This window comes from Flavobacterium okayamense, from assembly GCF_019702945.1.
Lineage (GTDB): Bacteria > Bacteroidota > Bacteroidia > Flavobacteriales > Flavobacteriaceae > Flavobacterium > Flavobacterium okayamense.
The window spans coordinates 1235277-1257041 of sequence record NZ_AP024749.1 but is presented as its reverse complement, the minus strand read 5'-3'; the positions used below and the strand labels follow the sequence as shown (position 1 = coordinate 1257041).

Genomic DNA, 21765 nt, shown 5'->3' with positions numbered 1-21765 from the left:
AACATTTCCTATCATCTTAATTTGCTAACTTCGTAGTGAAACCTAGTGAAAATGAATATAAAAATAACTGGAACAGGAAGTTATGTTCCAACAGAAATAGTTACCAATTTAGATTTTTTAAATCATAAATTTTTAAATGAAGACGGTTCAAACTTTAAGTCTTCAAACGAAATTATTGCAGAAAAATTTGTTGAGATTACTGGAATTCAAGAAAGAAGATATGCTTCTGATAATTTAGTCAATTCTGACTTAGGTTTTATAGCAGCCAAAAAAGCAATTGAAGACGCTAATTTAGACCCTGAAACTTTAGATTATATTATTTTCGCTCATAATTACGGTGACATTAAATCAAATACTATTCAATCGGATACTGTTCCAAGTTTAGCTACTCGCGTAAAATATTTACTTCAAATAAAAAATCCTAAATGTGTTGCTTATGATGTTCTTTTTGGTTGTCCGGGTTGGATTGAAGGAGTTATTCAAGCAAAAGCTTTTATTAAAGCTGGAATGGCAAAGCGATGTTTAGTTATTGGCTCTGAAACCTTATCAAGAGTTGTAGATAAACACGACAGAGATAGCATGATTTATTCCGATGGTGCTGGAGCAGCAATCGTTGAAGTAAAAGACGAGAACGGAGGAATTATTGCAACCGAATCGGCAACATATTCTTATGAAGAAGCTAAATACTTGTTTTTTGGAAACTCTTTTAACAAAGAAGAAGATGAAAACATTCGTTACATAAAAATGTATGGTCGAAAAATCTATGAGTTTGCCTTAAATAATGTTCCAAATGCTATTGCTTCTTGCCTCGACAAAAGTGGTTATAGTATAGATGATGTTAAAAAAATATTGATTCATCAAGCCAATGAAAAAATGGATGAAGCTATAATTAATCGTCTTTATAAAATTTACAATAAAGAAGTACCAAAAGACATTATGCCAATGAGTATTCATAAACTTGGAAACTCAAGTGTGGCAACAGTTCCTACTCTATATGATCTAATTTTAAAAGGTGAAATTGAAAACCAATCTATTTCAAAAGGCGATGTTCTAATATTTGCTTCTGTTGGAGCTGGAATGAACATTAATGCCTTTGTTTATGTAGTTTAATTGATTTTCTTCAAAAGTTTATCTACCCAAAAATTGAACACAGACAAGAGTTTTAATTTATACACAAAAAACATCGAAAGCACTGTTAACACAACTAATTTTGATAATAAGTCAAATACTGAATTTTGACTTTTGGGCAAAAAATAACTTAAACAAGTAATCAAAAACATAACCACTATTAATTTTAAATAACTCTTATCAAAAGGTATGATTTTAAACTTTTGATAAATAAAAACCAATTTAGATAGATTAAAAAGAACCATTGAAACTAATGATGCAATGGCTACACCTGATATTCCAAAATCAGTTTGAGTTAAAAAATAATAATTCAAGAAAATATTTAAAACCACAAGGAGTAAAACAGCGACTATATTAAATCGGTAATATTGCGAATAGGAAATAATTTCAGAATTAAAACCGGTTGCCATATTAAATAAAACATTGGCTCCTAAAATATAAATAACTGGAACAGAAGCGACTAATTTATCAGCTGTTGGTAACAAACTGAAAAAAGGTTCTATTCCTACAATGATACATCCAAAAACTAAAGCTCCAACAAAAAATAATAACTTTGAAGTTTCAATATATTTCATTTTTAAAACTTCAAATTCTTGATTTTTTATCCAAAAAGAAACTTGAGGCGCATAAATAGTAAACAATCCCGTTGCTGGAATTGCCAAAGCCGAAGCTAAATTCACAGCAATTCGATACGCTCCATTATCATCAAACTCCAAAAATAATGGAATCATAAACCCGTCGATTCTAAACGCTAAAAAAGAACCAAAACTTCCCAAGAAAGAATAAAAACAATAGTTGTAATATTCTTTTTTTGAAATTTGCGAAAATAAATCTTGAAAAGACCAATTTCCATTAATGGAAAAATATCGGAATAAATATTGTGCAATTAAAATCAGTAGTAAAAAGTAAAAAACGATAAAAACAACAATACCAATCTTTTCCGAAAAAACATGAGCTAAGACTAAAATAAAAACTATAGGCAAAGCTATTTTTGGAATTATCTTTTCGTAAAAAGTAGGCACCGAAATTTTTTGAATGTTAGCGGATTGTCGTTTAAACAATTCAATAAAAGCTAACATTAAAGCTAAAGGAAAAGCAAAAAACAAATAATTGTATTTGTCCCAATTAGAAGTAAACTGACCAATAAACAACAAGATTAAAACTCCAATTGCAACACTTAAAATTGTGACAATTCCATATTTGAAAAGTTTTCTTTTATTCTCTTCTGAAAGGTTTGGATAAAAATGAATCAGCGCTTGTGCTCCTCCAAAAACAAGAATTGGAAATAACATTTGGGCAATACTATCTACAAAACCAACTTTTCCTAAAAAATCTTTATCATTTGGATAAATAAAAACTGTTGACAAAACACCAATTACTATCCCTAAATAATTAATTAGGGTAAACCAAAAAGCTTGTTTATGTGATTGTGTGTCTTGCATTATTTATAGCTTCGCCTTGCTTTTAAAATGGTCATAAAATGAAGCTTTAAAAGTATATAATAACCTAACAATTGCCAAAACATGGAAAAAACTTTTGAAGCTGAATAAAACTTCGAAAAATATTTAGGTAAACCAATTACATTTCGAAAAGCTTTTAATAAACCAACAATATAATTATGATTCACATTTAAAACTTCTGCAAGCATTTTGTATTTCGATTGCTTAACATCCTTTTGAAAATTTCTGGTAATTGTTCTGTCGTGATAAATTTTTGATTCCTTTACAATTACAATAGAATAACCATGATAATGAACTCTATCGGCATAATTTCTATCTTCACCATAATGATTGAACATAGGCTCAAAATAGCCAACTTTTTTAATTACCTCTTTAGATAATAACCAAGCCGCTGCATTTACGAAAGGAACCTCATCAACTTGATGAGTAATTGAATTTGTTTTCCTTTTCCAATACATCTCAAAATTAGTATCTAAACTTGTTTCATGAGCAGAAAAATGCATCGGACTAACAATTCCAAATTTATGATTTTGTTCAGCAGTTTCTACTAATTTTTGAATGGTATCAGGTTCAATCCAAGTATCTTGATTCAATAAAAAATAATAATCAAAATTTTGCTCTAAAGCCTTATAAATTACAATATTATTCGCTTTCCCAAAACCTAAATTGGTTTCCGACTGTATAACCTCAACAAACGAAAACTGCTTTAAAATTGCAACCGAATTATCCGTAGAAGCATTATCAATCGCAATTACCGAAACTGGCAAAACCGATTGTTGCAACGATTGTAAACATTTATTCAACCATTTACTTCCGTTGTAAGTAACAATAATTACGACTACTTTTTGTTGCACGAAAAATAAAATTATCAAACAAAAATAAGGATATTTATCATCTAACTCGGGTTTTGCTTATTTTTGTTAGCGAATTATCAACGTCTATGAGATATTACATCGTAATACCAGCACACAACGAAGCTCAATTTATAAGTTTAACATTAGAATCTTTGGTTAACCAAACTGTTTTACCTGCAAAAATTGTGGTGGTGAATGATAATTCTACCGATGAAACTGAAGTAATTGTAAAATCATTCATTGAAAAACACAACTTTATTTCATTAGTCAATAATTCATCTGTAGCTAAGCATTTACCAGGAAGTAAAGTTATTTTAGCCTTTAACAAAGGGTTAGAAGCTCTAGATGAAAACTATGATTTTATAGTAAAAGCTGATGCCGATTTAATATTTCCAAAAAACTACTTCGAAACAATTATCAAACATTTTCAAACAGATGAAAAAATTGGAATGGCTGGCGGATTTTGCTACATCGAGAAAAACGGAAATTGGGTTTTAGAAAACTTAACCGATAAAGATCATATTCGTGGCGCATTGAAAGCTTATCGAAAAGAATGTTTTGAACAAATTGGCGGTTTACGAACCGCTATGGGTTGGGATACTGTTGATGAATTATTGTGTAAATTTTACAATTGGAAAATTAAAACTGATGAAAACCTTCATGTAAAACATTTAAAACCAACTGGTGCCAATTACAATAAAGCTTCCCGTTATAAGCAGGGAGAAGCCTTTTATACTTTAGGTTACGGATTTTGGATTACTGCAATAGCTTCTTTAAAATTAGCTTTACGCAAAGGAAAACCACTTTTATTTATTGATTACATTAAGGGTTATTGGAAAGCAAAATCCAATAAAAAAACACTTTTAGTAAACGAAGTACAAGCCAAGTTTATTAGAAATTATCGCTGGAAAAAAATGAAAGAAAAAATCTTCAGATTTTAATTTTTTAGTTCTCATTTAGAAACTTTTCCATTTTCAAATTGACACATTTTCAAATTGACACATTAATTTAGTATTTTAGCCAATATTTACACAAGAAATGTTTGTAACGAGAATTTTATCGCAAACCGGAAAATATTTTATCATGCTCAAAGAGGTTTTTAACCGACCTGTAAAATGGAGTGTGATGCGACAACTAATTTTTAAAGAAATAGATGATTTAATAATCGATTCATTGGGAATTGTATCTTTTATTTCCTTTTTCGTAGGTGGTGTTGTAGCCATTCAAACAGCATTAAATTTAACCAATCCGTTAATTCCAAAATACTTAATTGGTTTTGCAACGCGACAATCGGTAATTTTAGAGTTCGCCCCAACATTCATTTCCATCATTATGGCAGGAAAAATGGGTTCTTTTATTACGTCGAGTATTGGAACTATGCGTGTAACTGAACAAATTGATGCCTTAGAAGTAATGGGTGTAAATGCATTAAACTATTTGGTATTTCCTAAAATTATTGCCTTGTTACTTTTTCCATTCGTAATTGGATTGAGTATGTTTCTAGGTGTTGTTGGCGGTTATTTAGCTGCTGTTTACGGAGGATTTGCCTCTAGTAATGAATTCATTACAGGAATACAAGAAGATTTTATTCCGTTTCATATTGCTTATGCCTTTATTAAAACAATCGTATTTGCTTTAATTCTAGCAACAATTCCTTCATTTCATGGCTTTTACATGAAAGGTGGTGCACTTGAAGTAGGTAAAGCGAGTACTGTTTCTTTTGTTTGGACATCAGTAGTGATTATTTTAATGAATTATGTGTTAACCCAAATGTTATTAAGCTAATGATTGAAGTTAAAGACATCGAAAAATCTTTTGGAACACAAAAAGTATTAAAAGGTATAAGCACAAGGTTTGAAGCTGGAGAAACAAGTTTAGTTATCGGTCAAAGTGGTTCTGGTAAAACTGTTTTTTTAAAATCTTTATTAGGTATTCATACTCCAGAAAGCGGTACTATTTCTTTTGATGGAAGAATTTATTCCAAGATGTTGAAAGATGAAAAACAAGACTTACGTACCGAAATTGGAATGGTTTTTCAAGGAAGTGCTTTGTTTGACAGCATGACGGTTGAAGAGAATATTGGCTTCCCTTTGAAAATGTTTTCTAAAAAAACGCCGAAAGAAATAAAAGAACGAGTTGACTTTGTAATTGAACGCGTTAATCTTGTGGAAGCCCACCATAAAAAACCTTCTGAAATTTCAGGTGGAATGCAAAAGCGTGTTGCCATTGCAAGAGCCATTGTAAACAATCCAAAATATTTATTTTGTGACGAACCCAACTCTGGATTAGATCCTAAAACAGCTATTGTAATAGATAATTTAATTCAAGAAATCACAAAAGAATACAACATTACAACCGTAATTAATACCCACGATATGAACTCGGTGATGGAAATTGGCGAGAAGATTGTATTCCTTAAAAATGGTTTACTGGAATGGGAAGGTTCTAACAAAGAAATTTTCAAAACCAATAATGAAGCTGTAACCGATTTTGTTTACTCATCAGAATTATTCAAACGAGTTAGAAAAATGTACTTAGATGACGATAAATAATAAAAAAGCACCTCTTTAGGTGCTTTTTTTATTTAGATTCAACAATTACTTTTTCATTTTTAAGTTTGGCTTGAAGCCACTTCTTATATTTTTCAATCTGAGATTTTACTTCAGCATTATCAACTTCTTTTTTAAATTGAATTACAAAATGTGGAATCGTATCTATGGTTTTAAAATTAGTCCTTAATACATTATAGAAAGAAACTTCTTCTACTTTGTCATTAAGACTTTTTATTTCATCTGAAACGTCTACAAAAGAAACATTAGTACCGTGATTAATTTGATTTTTCAAACTGAATATTTCTTTGTCTTTCTCTAAAATTTGCTCTTCTTTTTTCATTAACAATTGTTGCGTTGTTAAGTAAGAATTTTCAATTTCAGATAATCTTGAAAGTGTTTGTTTGCTCTGTAAATCTTGTAAAACTTGTACTTTCACGTTTTCATAACCCAATTTTGCAATTTTATCTTGAATAGTTTTTATTTCCTTTGCATCTAAATTTGTACCAATTACAGCAAAAGAAATCGTTTTTTCCTCAAAATCTGGATTTACATCAAATACTCCAATTCCCTTATCTTCTTTTAAGTCGAGAAGAACTGAAGTAACCTTTTGTTCGAAATCAGATTTTTTATATAACTTATAAAAGAAATAAACACTAGGAATAAAAATTGCTAAAGCGATAAAACTTAAAATTTGTGAAATCCTTTTCTTTCTATTTGCATCTGCATATTCTTTTAATGGAAAACGCAAGAATTTAACCACAATATATGTAGCTGTTGCAATAAAAATTGTATTAATTGTAAACAAAAACATGGCGCCACCAAAAAATGTCCATTTCCCCGTTGCTAATCCATAACCTGCGGTACACAATGGAGGCATTAAAGCTGTGGCAATTGCAACCCCTGCAATCGTATTAGTAGAACGATTCCTTCTACTTAAAGCAACTATTAAAGCTAATCCACCCGAAAGCGCTATTATAATATCTAAAACACTTGGAGAAGTTCGAGCAATAATCTCTGGAGTTTCATTTTGAAATAAGGGAACACTAAAGAATATGAAAGATGTCGCCAAACTCAACACGACCATCACTCCAAAGTTTTTGATGGATTTACGAAGTAAATCAGTATCATAAATTCCTAATGACAATCCCATCCCTAAAATAGGCCCCATTAAAGGTGATATTAACATGGCTCCAATAACAACTGCCGTTGAACTTGTGTTAAGACCTGTGGAAGCAATTAAAATAGAAAACACTAATACCCACGCATTTTGCCCACGCATATCAACACCTGCTTTAATATCTTCTATAGTGGCATGTCGGTCTGTATCATGATATATATCAAAAGTTTCCTTTAGAAAAATTTTAAAATTAGCAACTGCTTCCGAAAAAGCACTTTTGTTTTCATTTTCCATATTATTTCAATTTAGAAACAATTGTCTTGATTTCTTGTTCTTTACTTTTTGGATATATCAACAATGTATCGTCTTTATCTACAATGATATAATCATCCAATCCATCTATTACAACTAATTTTTTACCTTCTGCACGAATAATGTTGTTTGAGGCATTTTCCAAAAGTACTCTTGCATTTACAACAGCATTATTGTTTTCATCTTTATCAAGTTTTTCATGTAATGACCCCCAAGTTCCCAAATCATTCCAATCGAAAGTGGCTGGCAAGACAAAAACATTTTGCGCTTTTTCTAAAATAGCATAGTCAACCGAAATATTTTCTGCTAATGGGTAATTTTCTTTTATAAAATCAGATTCTTTTGACGTATTATAATCGTCATAACCCTTCATAAAATGATCAAACATAACAGGTTGAAATTCTTGAAAAGCATTCAAAACCGATTTTACACTCCAAACAAAAATTCCAGCATTCCATAAAAAGTTTCGACTTTGAATAAATTTTCGAGCTGTAGCATAATCAGGCTTTTCCCTAAACTGTTTGACTTTTTTTACGGGCCTCGAATCTAATTTGTCGAATTCAATATATCCGTAACCAGTGTTTGGAAATGTTGGTAAAATACCTAATGTCATTAAATTATCTTCTCGTTCACAAAAATCAAAGGCATGTTGCAAATTGGCACAAAATTGTACTTCATCTTCAATCCAATGATCAGAAGGTGCAACAACCATAACCGCATCTGGGTTTTGTTTTTTTATTTTTAATGAAGCATATAAAATACAAGGTGCGGTATTTCGCATTGCTGGCTCTAAAATGATTTGCTCTTGTTTTACCATAGGTAATTGCTTTAGAACAATATCATTGTAAACTTCATTGGTTAAAATCAAAATATTCTCTTTTGGTATAATTTGAGAAAGCCTTGTAAATGTTTTCTGTATTAAAGTATCGCCTGTTCCCAACATATCGTGAAATTGCTTAGGAAAGTCGGTTGTACTTACAGGCCAAAAGCGAGAACCAACTCCGCCAGCCATTATAATTGCGTAATATTTTTTGTTCATCAAAAATGTTGTTTTTTTAACTTATTAAAGATACTCTTTGCAACTATAATAACAAAAAGTATAATTGAAATTAGGAATAACGCAAAGAAAATAAAAATCAAAAAGTCAGAATTCTGAAATAAACTTGGTTTGAAATTGTTCTTGTCAAAAATAAAAATCATAGGAAATTTTATCCCTATAATCGACAATGCATAAATAAAAAACTGAAAAGTTATTAGTCTTTTATTTAGTTTAAATTTTGATAATGACAATAAAAAATAGACAAGCCAGATAATGAAACTAAAAATTGAAATTACAACATCAACATGAAAATGAGCTATTACATAATATGTATCATGAACATTTATATCTAAAGTTGTATCATCTCCTTTATATTGAAGTCCGATCAATAATATTACTATCGAAAAAATAAAAAAAAGATGTATATAATTTTGCTTTAGATTTTTAGTAAACATAATTAACTTGGTAATAATTCTACTTCAGCATTGGGTTGAAATAAATAAATTCTGCCTGATTGTAATTCGACACACTCATAACGTTTTACTCGAAGTGCTATTTTTTTAAAAACTCTTCCGTTGTGAATACGAAACTTAGCGCCAATCGGTATTTCAAAGATATAATTTTTATCGGTTTCTTTTACGTCGTATTCTTTTAGCGCAATAGACAAAGTGGCATCTGTATCACTACTCGCTTTTGGATTTCTAAAATGTCGCGCTAAAAGTGGTAATAATTGGTTAGGAAAAATTTCTGGTCGGATAAATGGAACCATCAATTGTTGGAATGTATATTTCCATTCATTACCATGCGGTTTTATATGTCGTCCAAACTTTTCAAAAGCCACTAAATGTGCAATCTCGTGTATTAACGTAATCAAAAATCGGTATTTATTTAAACTTGCATTAACCGTAATCAAATGATAGCCTTGTGCATCTTTACGATAATCGCCATGACGGGTTACACGTTCATTCACAATTTTAAGATGTACGTGATTCGCTTTGATTAATTCAAAACAAGGTTGAACTGCGTGTTCAGGTAGATATTTTTGTAAAACGTCGCTCAATTTTATGGAGTTGAAGAACTTACTTGTAAAACTTTCCCGTTGTAATATTTATTCCCATTTAAGCTGAAATCGAAAATATAGTCTGCCATTTCTTTGGGTGAAAGTGGAGCTTCATAACCTGGAAAAGCTTCTTGCAACATTTCGGTATTAACCGCTCCTAAAGCCAAAACATTAAAAGCAATTCCTTTTTCTTTATATTCTTCCGCTAATAGTTCTGACAATGTAATTACAGCTCCTTTACTTGATGAATACGCCGCTAAACCCGGAAATTTCATGCTACCTTGAATACCTCCCATCGAACTAATTGTTACCACATGACTTCCTTTTTGCATAAACGGAATACAAATTTGGGTTAATTCGGCTACAGCAAAAACATTTACTTTATATACTTTTTCAAAATCTTCTGTAGTTAGATGTTCAAAAGGACGGTTTACTAATAAGCCCGCATTATGAATCACAATATCTACTTTGTTTTGCCATGATTCGTTGATAAACTTCTCAACCTGCTTTATTTCATTTGAATTGGATATATCAATAGTTAAACATGTAATATTTTGATGTTCGATCAATTCATTTTTTGTTTTTCTTGATATAGCTAGTACTTGATGTCCAGCATTAGCAAACAATAAAGCTAGTTCAAAACCAATTCCTCTTGAAGTTCCTGTAATAATGATTTTCTTATTTTCCATTTAATTGAATTTCTTTAGTGGAAGCATTCATCATTTGCTCTAAAACCGGAATCATTTTATTAATCACGTTTGCCATATGTTCTGGTTTCATTAATTCAAACTCATCATCGGGTTGGTGATAGAAATCAAAATTTTCAAAATCAAAAGTCGATACTGTTTGTGCTGGCACATTAAATTCAGTGTAAAAAGGATAATTATCAGAAGCTCTGAATAATTGATACTGCGTTTGCATTGGAATATACCCAACTAATTTTTCTCCAGAAATTTCATTGATTCTATCTGCCATATTACTTTTTCCAAAACCTGTAATATACATCAACATATCATCTCTTTTCATTGGAACACCAATCATTTCAAAATTGAACATGAAATACAAATCCATTTTTTCATCATGCAATTTTTTCGCTAAATGTTTTGACCCCAAAAGTCCTTTTTCTTCAGCAGAGAAAAACACAAATAACAAACTCCTTTTATTTGATTTATTTTTTCCGAAGTATTTCACCAATTCCGTTACTGCTGTAGAACCCGAAGCATTATCATTAGCTCCGTTTCCAATATCATCTCCATTAACCGCTTTAATTCTACCAATATGATCATAATGAGCACCAATAATGACAAATTCATTTTTCAATTTTGGATCATTTCCTTCTAAATAACCTACAATATTATACGCTGGTTTATCAAAATTGGACAAAGTATCGCGAAAGGTTTTAAAATAGGGTTTTAAATCGTTTTGTTTCATTAAATTTTCAAGAAAAACAGCCGCTTTTTCAATTCCTTCACTACCTGAATCTCTTCCTTCTAAATCGTCAGAAGCTAAAAAAGATAGTGTTTTAGCGACACTCTCTGTAGTTGAGAATGAAATCGGTTTTACCGTTGACGTTCCTTGAGCTACATTTTCATTAGAAACTTGAGCTGTTTTACACGATACTAATACTAAAGCTATAGCAATTAATTGAATAAATTTCATCTGAATGTGTTTTTGTAAAAATAAAAAAATCCCAACAATTGTTGGGATTCTATATATAAATATTAACTTTTTTTATGCTAACATTGTTACTGGATTTTCCATAAACGCTTTAAACGTTTGTAAGAATTGAGCTCCAGTTGCTCCATCAACCGTTCTGTGATCGCAAGCTAAAGTAACTGTCATTGTGTTACCCACAACGATTTGTCCGTTTTTAACCACTGGTTTTTCAATAATTGCACCAACAGATAAAATTGCAGAATTTGGTTGATTGATAATAGACGTGAAAGATTGTATTCCGAACATTCCTAAATTTGAAATTGTAAATGTGCTTCCTTCCATTTCAGCAGGTGTAATTTTTTTAGACTTTGCTTTACCAGCTAAATCTTTTACATTAGCACCGATTTGAGATAAACTCATTTGGTCAGTAAATTTCAACACAGGAACCATTAAACCATCTTCAACTGCAACTGCAACTCCAATATTCACATGATGATTTAACACCATAGCATCTTCTCTCCATTGCGAATTAACTTGTGGGTGTTTTTTCAACGCCATTGCTGAGGCTTTAATCACCATATCGTTGAAAGAGACTTTAGTATCTGGTAAAGAATTAATCATTCCACGAGAAGCAATTGCATTATCCATATCTAACTCAATAGTTAAATAGTAATGCGGTGCTGTGAATTTAGATTCTGCTAAACGACGTGCAATCGTTTTACGCATTTGTGAATTCTTAATTTCCTCTTGGTAAACTTCTCCAGCTGGAACAAATGGTTTCACTGCAGCAACTGTTTGAGATGCTTCTGCAACTGCTTGCGCAGGACTTGCAACAGAAGAAGGTGTAAAGTTCTCTACATCACTTTTTACAATTCTTCCGTTTTCACCCGTTCCTTTAACTTGAGCAAGATTAATTCCTTTTTCTTCAGCGATTTTCTTTGCCAAAGGTGAAGCAAAAATTCTTCCGCCAGTATTTGTGTTTTGAGATGTCTCGGCTCCGCTCGTCATGACAGCAGATGGAGTTTCTGATTTTACTTCTTCTCTTATAGATTCTTCAGCTGAACCACCTACTTTAAAGTTTTCAACCACACCAGAAACATCCGTTCCTGCAGGTCCTAAAACTGCTAAAATAGTATCCACAGGAGCAGAGCCCCCTTCTTCAACACCGATATACAATAATGTACCTGCATTGAACGATTCGAATTCCATTGTAGCCTTATCTGTTTCGATTTCAGCCAAAATATCACCTTCTTTAACTGTATCTCCAACTTTCTTTAACCAAGTTGCAACAGTTCCAGTAGTCATAGTATCACTTAAACGTGGCATTGTAACTACTTTTACACCTTCAGGCATTTTAAAATCTGAACTTGCAGCTGGCTTATCTTCTTTAACTTCTGCTTTTTCTTCTTTAGTTTCAGCAGGAGTTGTTCCTCCTTTTAACAATTCAGAAATATCTTCTCCTTCATTACCAATTATAGCTAACAATGAATCAACTGGAGCAGTTTCTCCCTCTTGAATACCAATGTGCAATAAAGTTCCTGAGTTAAACGACTCGAACTCCATGGTTGCCTTATCCGTTTCAATTTCAGCTAAAATATCTCCTTCTTTTACTTTGTCGCCTACTTTCTTCAACCATGTTGCTACGGTTCCTTCCGTCATAGTATCGCTTAGGCGAGGCATTGTAATAACTGTTGCCATATTACTTATAATTTATGAGGTAAAAATGGATAATCTTCTTGTTCGTAAACTACGTCATACATTACATTTAATTCTGGATATGGAGAATCTTCAGCAAATTGCTCACATTCCGCAACTAAATCAGAAACTCTCTGATCGATAGCTTCAATTTCAGTTTCTGTAGCGTAGTTATTTTCTTTAATAATATCTAAAACTTGCGTAATAGGGTCGATTTTTTTGTACTCTTCTACCTCTTCTTTTGTTCTATAATGCTGTGCATCCGACATTGAGTGACCTCTATAACGGTATGTTTTCATTTCTAAGAAAGTAGGTCCGTCACCACGACGAGCTCTTTCTATAGCTTCATGCATAGCTTCAGCAACTTTGATTGGATTCATTCCATCTACCGGTCCACAAGGCATTTCGTATCCTAAACCAAGTTTCCAAATATCCGTATGGTTTGCAGTTCTTTCAACAGAAGTTCCCATTGCATAACCGTTATTTTCAACAATAAATACAACTGGTAATTTCCAGTTCATTGCCATATTGAAAGTTTCATGTAATGAACCTTGACGTGCAGCACCATCACCAAAATATGTTAGTGTAACACCTCCAGTTTCAAAATACTTATCAGCAAAAGCTAAACCAGCACCTAAAGGAATTTGACCTCCAACAATACCATGACCACCATAGAAACCATGTTCTTTAGAGAAAATATGCATTGACCCTCCTAAACCTTGAGAAGTACCTGTTGCTTTACCTAACAACTCTGCCATAACACGACGAGGATCTACTCCCATACCTATTGGCTGAACGTGATTACGGTAAGCAGTAATCATTTTATCTTTCGATAAATCCATAGCGTGTAAAGCCCCAGCTAACACTGCTTCTTGACCATTATATAAGTGAAGAAATCCTCTTACTTTTTGTTGGATATATAATGCAGCTAATTTGTCTTCGAATTTTCTCCAAAACTGCATTTCTTCATACCACTTTAGGTAAACTTCTTTTGTTATCGGTTTCATTGTCTAGTTTGTTAAATTAAATCCCGCTGAAAAACTTCAGAAAATTTATAATTAGCAAAAATACTATTTCACGCTATATTGAAAAAATTAATTTGAATGAAATTTGCTATTTTTTGTGTTAATTTAATATTTTTTTTAACGAAATCGTTATAGGTAATTCTTATCAAATAAAAGTGGCAACAAATTTTTAAGCGAATCTGATTTAAATACTTCACCTTTTGCCCCCATAAAAAAAACTTCTATTGGCGACTCTTGTTTAATTTCGTATTCAGCAATAGATTGTCTGCAAGCTCCACAAGGAGGTATTGGTTTATCTAATTCTCTATCTATAGGTGAAGCTGAAATAAATATTTTTTTAATTTTTGCATCAGGATAATTTGCTCCTGCATAAAAAATCGCAACACGTTCTGCACATAATCCAGAAGGATATGCTGCATTTTCCTGATTGGTTCCTTTGACAATTTTACCATTATCTAAAAAAAGCGCAACTCCAACTTGAAACTTCGAATATGGCGCATAGGCTTGCTTTCTTATTTCGACTGCTTGTAGCATTAATTCTTTATCGTTAGCGCTCAATTCGCTTAAAGAATCAAAAACTGTGAAGTTTGTTGTAAGTGAAATTTGTTTCATCCTAACAAAAATTTATATTATAAAAACTGTAATATTCAACTTCCAAAAACCTTATTATGCTAATTTACTTTCATAACAAGGGAAAAAAAATCCAAATTCAAATGAATTTGGATTATATTTTAACTATTCTTAACTATTATAGTTCATCGTATGTTTCACCAAAGTTGAACGTTAGTGAAAAACGTAATGTATTTTCTAATGGGTTCTTAACTTTAGACGCTGAGAATAAATACGAAACATCAATTTTTACAATGTTATATTTGAATCCAGCACCAAGTGTAAAAAACTTTCTCGCTCCTTTATCTTCACTTTCATGAAAATATCCAGTACGTAATGAAAATGAATCTTGGTAAGAATATTCAGCACCTAATGCCCATGTAAACTCTTTTAACTCTTCTGAAAAACCATCAGGCGCATCGTTAAACGATTGGAAAATTCCGCTAACCCAACCCGTTTTTCTATAATCTGAAATTGCTTTATCATTTGCAATTGCAACATCGTCCTGATCAATTACAGTATCTCCATTTAAATCTTCATCAACTTCTGTAATTCTAGCTGGTGGTGTTGGAACCATTAACTTAGTTACTTCTCCTAAAACACTTACTTTATTATAATCATCTAAAATAAAATCAAAACCACCACCTAAACGAAGGTTAGCTGGTAAAAAGTTAGCATTTTCATCAATATTGTCATTATTATAGTTGATTTTTGGCCCCATATTTTGCAAATTGAAACCTGCTCTCCAACGTCCATTAAAATCACTAAAAGCAATTTCTTCAGACTGATAAAATCCTGCAATATCAACTGCAAAACTTGAAGCCGAAGATGCATCTCCATCAGAACTTGGAATTCTTAAATTTGAACGAATATATCTACCTGCAACAGCCATTGAGAATTGCTCACTTAATTTTAAGGAATATGAACCATCAATAGCAAATTCATTTGGACTTACTACAGCTTGTTCTTCTCCAATATCATTTGTTAACTGAATATCGCCAAGACCGAAATAACGAAAAGAACCTGCAAAAGCACTTCTTTCGTTTATTCTATTGTAATACGTTAATTGTGCCAAAGAAATATCATTTGCTATACTACTTAAATAAGGTGTATAACTAACAGAAAAACCTTGTTTCTGTAATGAAAAGGCATATTTCGCCGGGTTGAATTGTTGTGAAAAAGCATCAGCAGATGAAGCAACACCCATATCTCCCATTCCTGCAGATCTTGCATCAGCAGCAATTAATAAAAAGGGAACTCCAGTCGTTACAACTCTTTCCTGCGCTTTTATTGATTGATTGATTAGTACTATTAAAAATAAAACTGCAATTTTTTTCATAGCATTTAAAAAAATTTAAGTTGACAAATATACTATTTTATTATAGTATTACAAGTTTCTCGTGTTTTTCTGTTTGATTACCAGTTCTCGCCGATTTAACGGTTAATTTATAAACATACACTCCTTTTCCAATTCGATCTCCAAAATCATCTCTTCCATCCCATTTTACTTCTCTGCAAAGAAATCCATCTGTTACTACTTGTTGATTAATTGTTTTCACAACCTTACCTGTAATTGTAAAGATTTGAACCTGTACATCTAAAGCTTCAAAAGGTGAGTTATGCGTGAACCAAAATTCAGTATATGTTGAGAATGGATTAGGATAATTTAATACTTTATCAATTTTTAAACCTTCATCTGAACAGATAGCATTAAACTGAATCTCCATAGTTATTAAGTTATTATAAACATCCCAAGCTTTGAATAAAATAGTATGCATTCCAGGTTCCAAATCCCTGAATGGAAATCTTACAATCCCATTAGTAAAATCATCTAATGCTGTTTCATAGTAATCATTTAACACATACGGATTTGATTCATCACCATCTAAAATTGCAACAATATCGTGACCAATACCACTAGCTGTATTAATACCATTTTCGTCCTGTAATTTTGCTATTAAAATAGGAGAACAATTTGTTATACCACCAGAAACAAAACTCTCATCATTCATAAACAATTGAACTGATGGTGGAGTTGTATCTGCTCCAGCTGAAGTATTAACGCCTCCTACCTGAATATCTAAATTATAACCTGTTTGATCTTCAAGTTGTGGACTATTACGTTTCGCATAAAAACTAATTTTACCATTACCTAAAGGAATCCTTATGTCCTGAGGTACTACAAAATTAAACTCAAACTTACCATCAGTAACTGATGCATTACCTCTAACAATCGTTTCCCCGAGGGTAACAAAGTTCATTGTGATTAATTGTCCCGTACCATTTGTAACACCATTATTTCCTAATGTACTTCTATTTATCGGTTTATCAAAAATTTGAATAGCAACATCTCCAATATAATTAGCAAGCAAAGCATTCCCTTCATCTACAATTTCTCCTTCAATTTTCATAGGGCTTAAAGCTTGAAAAATAGGCAAAGGTTGGCTTACAGGAATATCATTAACCTCAGTTAAAACCACTTTTGGTTTTGGAATCGCTAAATACATTGCTGGATCCCCAATAAAAGAAACTACCCTTCTATTATTAGACCCCGATTGAATCTTAGTTAATCTTACAGCTTCACCAATTGTCGGATAATCATAAGATCCATAAGCATAAAGAAACTCAGTTAAATAACTATTCATTGTAACACCTGTATTAACAAAAATCTCTCGTGTGGTTGCCACAAGCGCTATTGCACCACCATCCGTGTTCCAATACATAAATTCACCACCAGTTAATCTGTTCGGGTCATCAAATCTGGTAAAGTCACAAGTAATTGTAATAAACAAAGGATAACGGTACCGATTGTTTAAAGTTTGCGCATCCAACCTTTCAAAAAGTCTTTCATTTGCTAAAAATTCTTCATTACCGTGGCCAAAATAATTTATAACCAAACTTCCAAGTTCTATAACATTTAAAAAGTCATTTTTCGCTTCTGGATATTTTTCACCACCTGCTGTTACTTCTTGAATATAAGCATCACTATGGATCTTTTTTACATTCACAAAAGGTTTCTCATTAACTAAAACATCGGCAATATCATTAATGTATACTTGTAATTGAGCATCACCCGTAGTATCTGCATCATCAGAATATATTGTGTAAGTATTTCTCCATCTACCATATGAATCTTCAGCATGATATTCAATAACTTTATTAACCATTTCGTTAGCTTCCTGAACATTATTAACCAGCATCCTTCCAACTGCTATATCAATACCATCTGGTTCGGCTGGCAACATTCTGCCCTCTCCATCATCCATTAACCCATAAAAATCATCCGACATAAAAGTCGAAACTAAGGACATATTTGAAGTATTATTAACCTCAGAAGTCCCAGGATTAAATCCATGAAAAATGGGTACAATATTAGAGTTGTTAGCAACTCTATTTTTATAATCATAAGATGCATCACCGAAGAGATTTACATAATTAACTCTTTCACTTAGACTAGAACCATTTAGATAAACATATCTAATAAAATTTCGAATAGCCGCCACATCTTGTTTACCAGAACCAAATTCATGATAAATTGATTCAGTAGTCACAACTTTTACATTTAATCCTGAGTATTGTCTATGAAAATTAGCTAAATTTTCCGCTTGATTTCTTAAAAAATTAGGCGTTATTATAAGGTAATCAACATCCTCAAAAGCACCTGAATTATTTAAAAATATTGTTCCTTTTAAATTTTGATTTTGAACTACAGAATTTGATTCTTTTAACGGTGCAAAATAATTTGACGGATCTACTACTAAATATTTTCTTTCTTGCCCTAAATTTACTTTAAAGGCAAAATTTCCTCCAGATGTATTAACAAACCTTTCTACATTTAAAATATCGGTAACGTCCCAAACTTGCTCTATTGAATTTGCGTTCGACAATGCATACTGACCGATTCCAATATTAGTAGCTTGTTGATCATTAAAAAAGAAAAACTGCTGACCGTTTGCTTCCAAATTACATTTTCCTTTTACACGAATAAAATCGAGATATCCATTGGAAAACGGAACTCCGCCATTATCGTAATCAATCTGAAATGTAATATTATCATTTGTAGAAGTAAAGTTTGTATTTAAGGTATTTTCAAAAGCTTCAAAAGTTGCACCATTAGGAACACCTACAAAATTTATTGTTCCTAAATTTTGGTTATTTGCAGAAATTGAAAAAGATGATGGATTAGGAGATTTTGAAGCCAAATTAATTTTCAATTCCAACGGAACTGAAGTGTCTAAATTTGAAAATGAAATTTGAAAAGTTTGACTATTATCAACATTAAATTGTTCCCCAAACCATCTTCTCCCTAGTTTTGCAACATTAACCAAATCCTTTTCATAAATTTTTACAGCATCGTAATTTGTAAAAGTTAAATTAGGTGAATTAGTTGGCTCAACAGCATCTTGAATACGTTTTCCATTGCCAGCACCTGAAGTAACATAATAATACGATTTATCTGCAAATAAATTAACACTCGTTAAACTCTCGTTATTCCAAGTATCAACTCCTTCAGCATAAAACAATATATAATCACTATCATCGAACACACCATCATTTTCACCAATAAACTGTATGGCATTTTCCTCTAAATCTATAGAAAATGTTGGCTGATTTTGCAATGGCAACATTCTTCCGCCATTACCATATATCTTTATAGTACGAGGATCAACATTTGTGTTAAGTCCCAAACTTTGTAAAAAAGATTTTGAGATTCTGTAAACACCAGATTTTTCAACATAGAATCGATACCAATTACCAGTCGCTAAAACAGAATTTTGAATAGCATTAACTGAAAAACTACTATTCGTATTCTTATTTAATAAATCAAAACCAAATGAATAGTTAATTTTTATTACTTTTTTATAACCTACACCATCTTTAATTATTGGAGAAAAAGTAAATACTGAAATTATTTTATCTCTCGCATTTACAGATTTAATATTAGCACTAATCGATGATGGTATTAAATTTTTATTTAGACCATACAATTCAGATTCAGTAATTGATTGATACTCAACATTAGTAATTAAACTCGACGGATTAACAAAATTTACTGTATTAAAAACCTCACTATAGAGTAAAACCCTATTCGCTATATCAACATCTAGTTCTTTATTACTAAAAAAAGGAAACTTAAAGACCTCTACTTCAGAGGTTTTTGCATCAGAAGAACCCTCCCAATTTAGCACAACTTCCCTTTCAAATTGTGAATAAACCAATGTACTGGCAAATAATAAAAATAAATAAAAAAGCTTTTTCATCAATTTAGTAAACGTTTTTTTCGTTTTAATATTACAAATAGAAAAAAATATTTTCACTTTAGCTAAATCAAACACAATAAAAACATCTTTAAGCCGTTAAGACAGTATATTTTAACAAAAATTTAATTTTTTTTTTATTTTTTGAAAAACATGTTGCATTTTAGTAGAGAATTATTATCTTGCGACACTAAATTTATTACCTACTAAAGTATGAAAATTAAGAAAATGATGGCTTTAAATTTGTTACTTGCATTTGCAGTAGCAATAGGTCTTTCAAGCTGTAGTAAAGGCTCAAGCTCAAAAGGAGGCTCAAGAGCAACGGGATGGAAAATCAATGATAAGAATGGTGGGTTTCAGTACAACACCAAGTACAAAAAACAAGAAACTCCTCCAGGAATGGTACCTGTTGAAGGTGGTACATTCACTATGGGTAAGGTTGCAGATGATCCAATGCACGATTGGAACAATACTCCTTCTCAACAACACGTACAATCTTTCTTTATGGATGAAACAGAGGTAACTAACTTAATGTACACTGAGTACTTATTTTGGTTAAAAACTGTATTCCCTCCAACTGAAGATAACTATAAAAATATTTATACAGGAGCTATTCCTGATACGTTAGTTTGGAGAAACCGTTTAGGTTACAACGAAACTATGACTAACAACTACTTAAGACACCCTGCTTATGCTGAGTATCCAGTAGTAGGTGTTAACTGGATTCAAGCCGTTGAATTCAGCAAATGGAGAACTGACCGTGTAAATGAAAATATCTTAGAAAAAAATGGATATTTAAAAGAAGATGCTAAAATTAATTTTGGTGAAGATGTAACTGCTGAGTCTACATTTAGCACTGAAACCTATTTAGCAACTCCAAAACAAACTTATGGTGGTAAAGAAGAGGTAGTTTTAAGAAAAGGAACAAATGGTCGTAAAGGTGAAGCATCTGAAGAAGAGAAAAACGTTTATGCTCAAAGAAGTTCTGGATTAATTTTACCAGAATTCCGTTTACCAACAGAAGCTGAATGGGAATATGCTGCAACTGCTTTAGTAGGAAACAGAGAATATAACATCTACAAAGGACAAAAGAAATATCCTTGGAGTGGTCAATATACTCGTTCTGGAAAAAGAGCTTACAGAGGTGACCAATTAGCAAACTTTAAACAAGGAAAAGGTGATTACGGCGGAGTAGCAGGATGGTCTGATGACGGAGCTGACATTACAAACAAAGTAAAATCTTATCCTCCAAATGACTTTGGTTTATATGACATGGCTGGTAACGTTGCTGAATGGGTTGCTGACGTATACAGACCAATGGTTGACGACGAAGTTAATGATTTCAACTACTTCAGAGGTAACGTTTACATGAAAAACAAAATTGGTGACGATGGAACAACTGAAATCGTTACTGCAGATAATATCACTTACGACACTTTAAGTAATGGTAAGATTATGGCTAGAAATTTCCCTGGTCAAATTGCTCAAATTCCAGTTGATGAAAATGAGACTTACTTAAGAACTCAATTCTCTACTTCTGATAATAGAAATTACAGAGATGGTGATATGCCTTCAACTCGTTACTTCCGTTTTGGTGGTTCTGATGAAGAAGAAGGTGAAGAAGGTGAAGGTGAAAACAAATACATCATGTATGATGCTCCTCAACACAAAATTGGAATGACTCAAGAGCAAGATAGCTTAGGTAATCCAATTGGTGAAGAGAAATTTGTTAAAGAATATGATAAATCTGATACAAGAACAAGTTTAGTAGATGACAACGTAAGAGTTTACAAAGGTGGTTCTTGGAGAGATAGAGCTTATTGGTTAGATCCAGCTCAAAGAAGATATTTCCCACAAGATATGGCAACTGATTACATCGGATTTAGATGTGCAATGTCTAAAGTTGGACCAAAATCTAACAAGAAATCTCCTAGAGGAAATCCAAAACAATAAATTTAGTTTCATACTTTATAAAAAAGTCCTTTCGTTTGAAAGGGCTT

Annotated in this window: 17 protein-coding genes; 5 read left to right on the top strand and 12 right to left on the bottom strand. The window is 31.9% G+C overall.

The annotated features are described in order from the left end of the window. The first annotated feature begins 51 nt into the window (after positions 1–51). A complete protein-coding gene (locus KK2020170_RS05735) occupies positions 52–1110 on the top strand; it encodes a 3-oxoacyl-ACP synthase III family protein (RefSeq protein ID WP_221259860.1) in 1059 nt (352 codons plus the stop codon). Here the strand turns inward: KK2020170_RS05735 and KK2020170_RS05730 are convergent. Then, the gene (locus KK2020170_RS05730; protein ID WP_221259859.1) at positions 1107–2570 is read right to left on the bottom strand and encodes a lipopolysaccharide biosynthesis protein; all 1464 of its coding nucleotides are present in this window, start codon (positions 2568–2570) and stop codon (positions 1107–1109) included. The two genes, KK2020170_RS05735 and KK2020170_RS05730, sit on opposite strands and share 4 nt — an antisense overlap. Further along, the gene (locus tag KK2020170_RS05725) at positions 2570–3442 is read right to left on the bottom strand and encodes a glycosyltransferase family 2 protein (protein WP_221259858.1); all 873 of its coding nucleotides are present in this window, start codon (positions 3440–3442) and stop codon (positions 2570–2572) included. The genes KK2020170_RS05730 and KK2020170_RS05725 overlap by 1 nt, the downstream gene beginning before the upstream one ends. A gap of 86 nt (positions 3443–3528) precedes the next feature. On the opposite strand from KK2020170_RS05725, the gene KK2020170_RS05720 reads away from it, so the two are divergent. The 3 genes from KK2020170_RS05720 (at position 3529) to KK2020170_RS05710 (ending at position 5994) form a co-directional block, all read left to right on the top strand. Further along, positions 3529–4383 (top strand): glycosyltransferase family 2 protein, encoded by an 855-nt coding sequence (locus KK2020170_RS05720; protein ID WP_221259857.1) that lies wholly within the window; start codon positions 3529–3531, stop codon positions 4381–4383. Between the two features lie 97 nt (positions 4384–4480). Beyond that, a complete protein-coding gene (locus tag KK2020170_RS05715; protein ID WP_221259856.1) occupies positions 4481–5227 on the top strand; it encodes an MlaE family ABC transporter permease in 747 nt (248 codons plus the stop codon). After that, positions 5227–5994 (top strand): ABC transporter ATP-binding protein, encoded by a 768-nt coding sequence (locus tag KK2020170_RS05710; protein WP_221259855.1) that lies wholly within the window; start codon positions 5227–5229, stop codon positions 5992–5994. Before KK2020170_RS05715 ends, KK2020170_RS05710 begins: the two co-directional genes overlap by 1 nt. 28 nt (positions 5995–6022) lie before the next feature. On the opposite strand, the gene KK2020170_RS05705 is transcribed toward KK2020170_RS05710, so the two are convergent. The 10 genes from KK2020170_RS05705 to porU all read right to left on the bottom strand — a co-directional run bounded on the left by KK2020170_RS05705 (position 6023) and on the right by porU (position 19768). Next, complete coding sequence (locus KK2020170_RS05705; RefSeq protein WP_221259854.1) at positions 6023–7405, bottom strand: DUF389 domain-containing protein; 1383 nt, start codon at positions 7403–7405, stop codon at positions 6023–6025. A 1-nt stretch (position 7406) separates the two neighbouring features. Then, a complete protein-coding gene (locus KK2020170_RS05700) occupies positions 7407–8462 on the bottom strand; it encodes a mannose-1-phosphate guanylyltransferase (protein WP_221259853.1) in 1056 nt (351 codons plus the stop codon). 457 nt (positions 8463–8919) lie between these two features. After that, the gene (locus tag KK2020170_RS05695) at positions 8920–9522 is read right to left on the bottom strand and encodes a SprT-like domain-containing protein (protein ID WP_221259852.1); all 603 of its coding nucleotides are present in this window, start codon (positions 9520–9522) and stop codon (positions 8920–8922) included. Between the two features lie 2 nt (positions 9523–9524). After that, positions 9525–10211: an SDR family NAD(P)-dependent oxidoreductase gene (locus KK2020170_RS05690; RefSeq protein WP_221259851.1), complete on the bottom strand. Its 687-nt coding sequence runs from the start codon at positions 10209–10211 to the stop codon at positions 9525–9527. Then, complete coding sequence (locus KK2020170_RS05685; RefSeq protein WP_221259850.1) at positions 10201–11181, bottom strand: M20/M25/M40 family metallo-hydrolase; 981 nt, start codon at positions 11179–11181, stop codon at positions 10201–10203. The genes KK2020170_RS05690 and KK2020170_RS05685 overlap by 11 nt, the downstream gene beginning before the upstream one ends. Positions 11182–11253: 72 nt before the next feature. Next, positions 11254–12876: a pyruvate dehydrogenase complex dihydrolipoamide acetyltransferase gene (locus tag KK2020170_RS05680; RefSeq protein ID WP_221259849.1), complete on the bottom strand. Its 1623-nt coding sequence runs from the start codon at positions 12874–12876 to the stop codon at positions 11254–11256. Positions 12877–12881: 5 nt separating this feature from the next. Beyond that, positions 12882–13880 (bottom strand): pyruvate dehydrogenase (acetyl-transferring) E1 component subunit alpha, encoded by a 999-nt coding sequence (pdhA, locus tag KK2020170_RS05675; protein ID WP_221259848.1) that lies wholly within the window; start codon positions 13878–13880, stop codon positions 12882–12884. 147 nt (positions 13881–14027) lie between these two features. Continuing rightward, a complete protein-coding gene (locus tag KK2020170_RS05670) occupies positions 14028–14510 on the bottom strand; it encodes a cytidine deaminase (protein ID WP_221259847.1) in 483 nt (160 codons plus the stop codon). Between the two features lie 136 nt (positions 14511–14646). Beyond that, positions 14647–15846 carry a type IX secretion system outer membrane channel protein PorV gene (gene porV / locus KK2020170_RS05665; protein WP_221259846.1) on the bottom strand — a complete coding sequence of 400 codons (1200 nt, stop codon included), beginning with the start codon at positions 15844–15846 and terminating at the stop codon, positions 14647–14649. 40 nt (positions 15847–15886) lie between these two features. Then, entirely contained in the window at positions 15887–19768 is a 3882-nt protein-coding gene (gene porU, locus KK2020170_RS05660; RefSeq protein ID WP_221259845.1) for a type IX secretion system sortase PorU, read from the bottom strand. A 210-nt stretch (positions 19769–19978) separates the two neighbouring features. On the opposite strand from porU, the gene gldJ reads away from it, so the two are divergent. Next, complete coding sequence (gene gldJ, locus KK2020170_RS05655) at positions 19979–21718, top strand: gliding motility lipoprotein GldJ (RefSeq protein WP_221259844.1); 1740 nt, start codon at positions 19979–19981, stop codon at positions 21716–21718. Positions 21719–21765 lie beyond the last annotated feature (47 nt).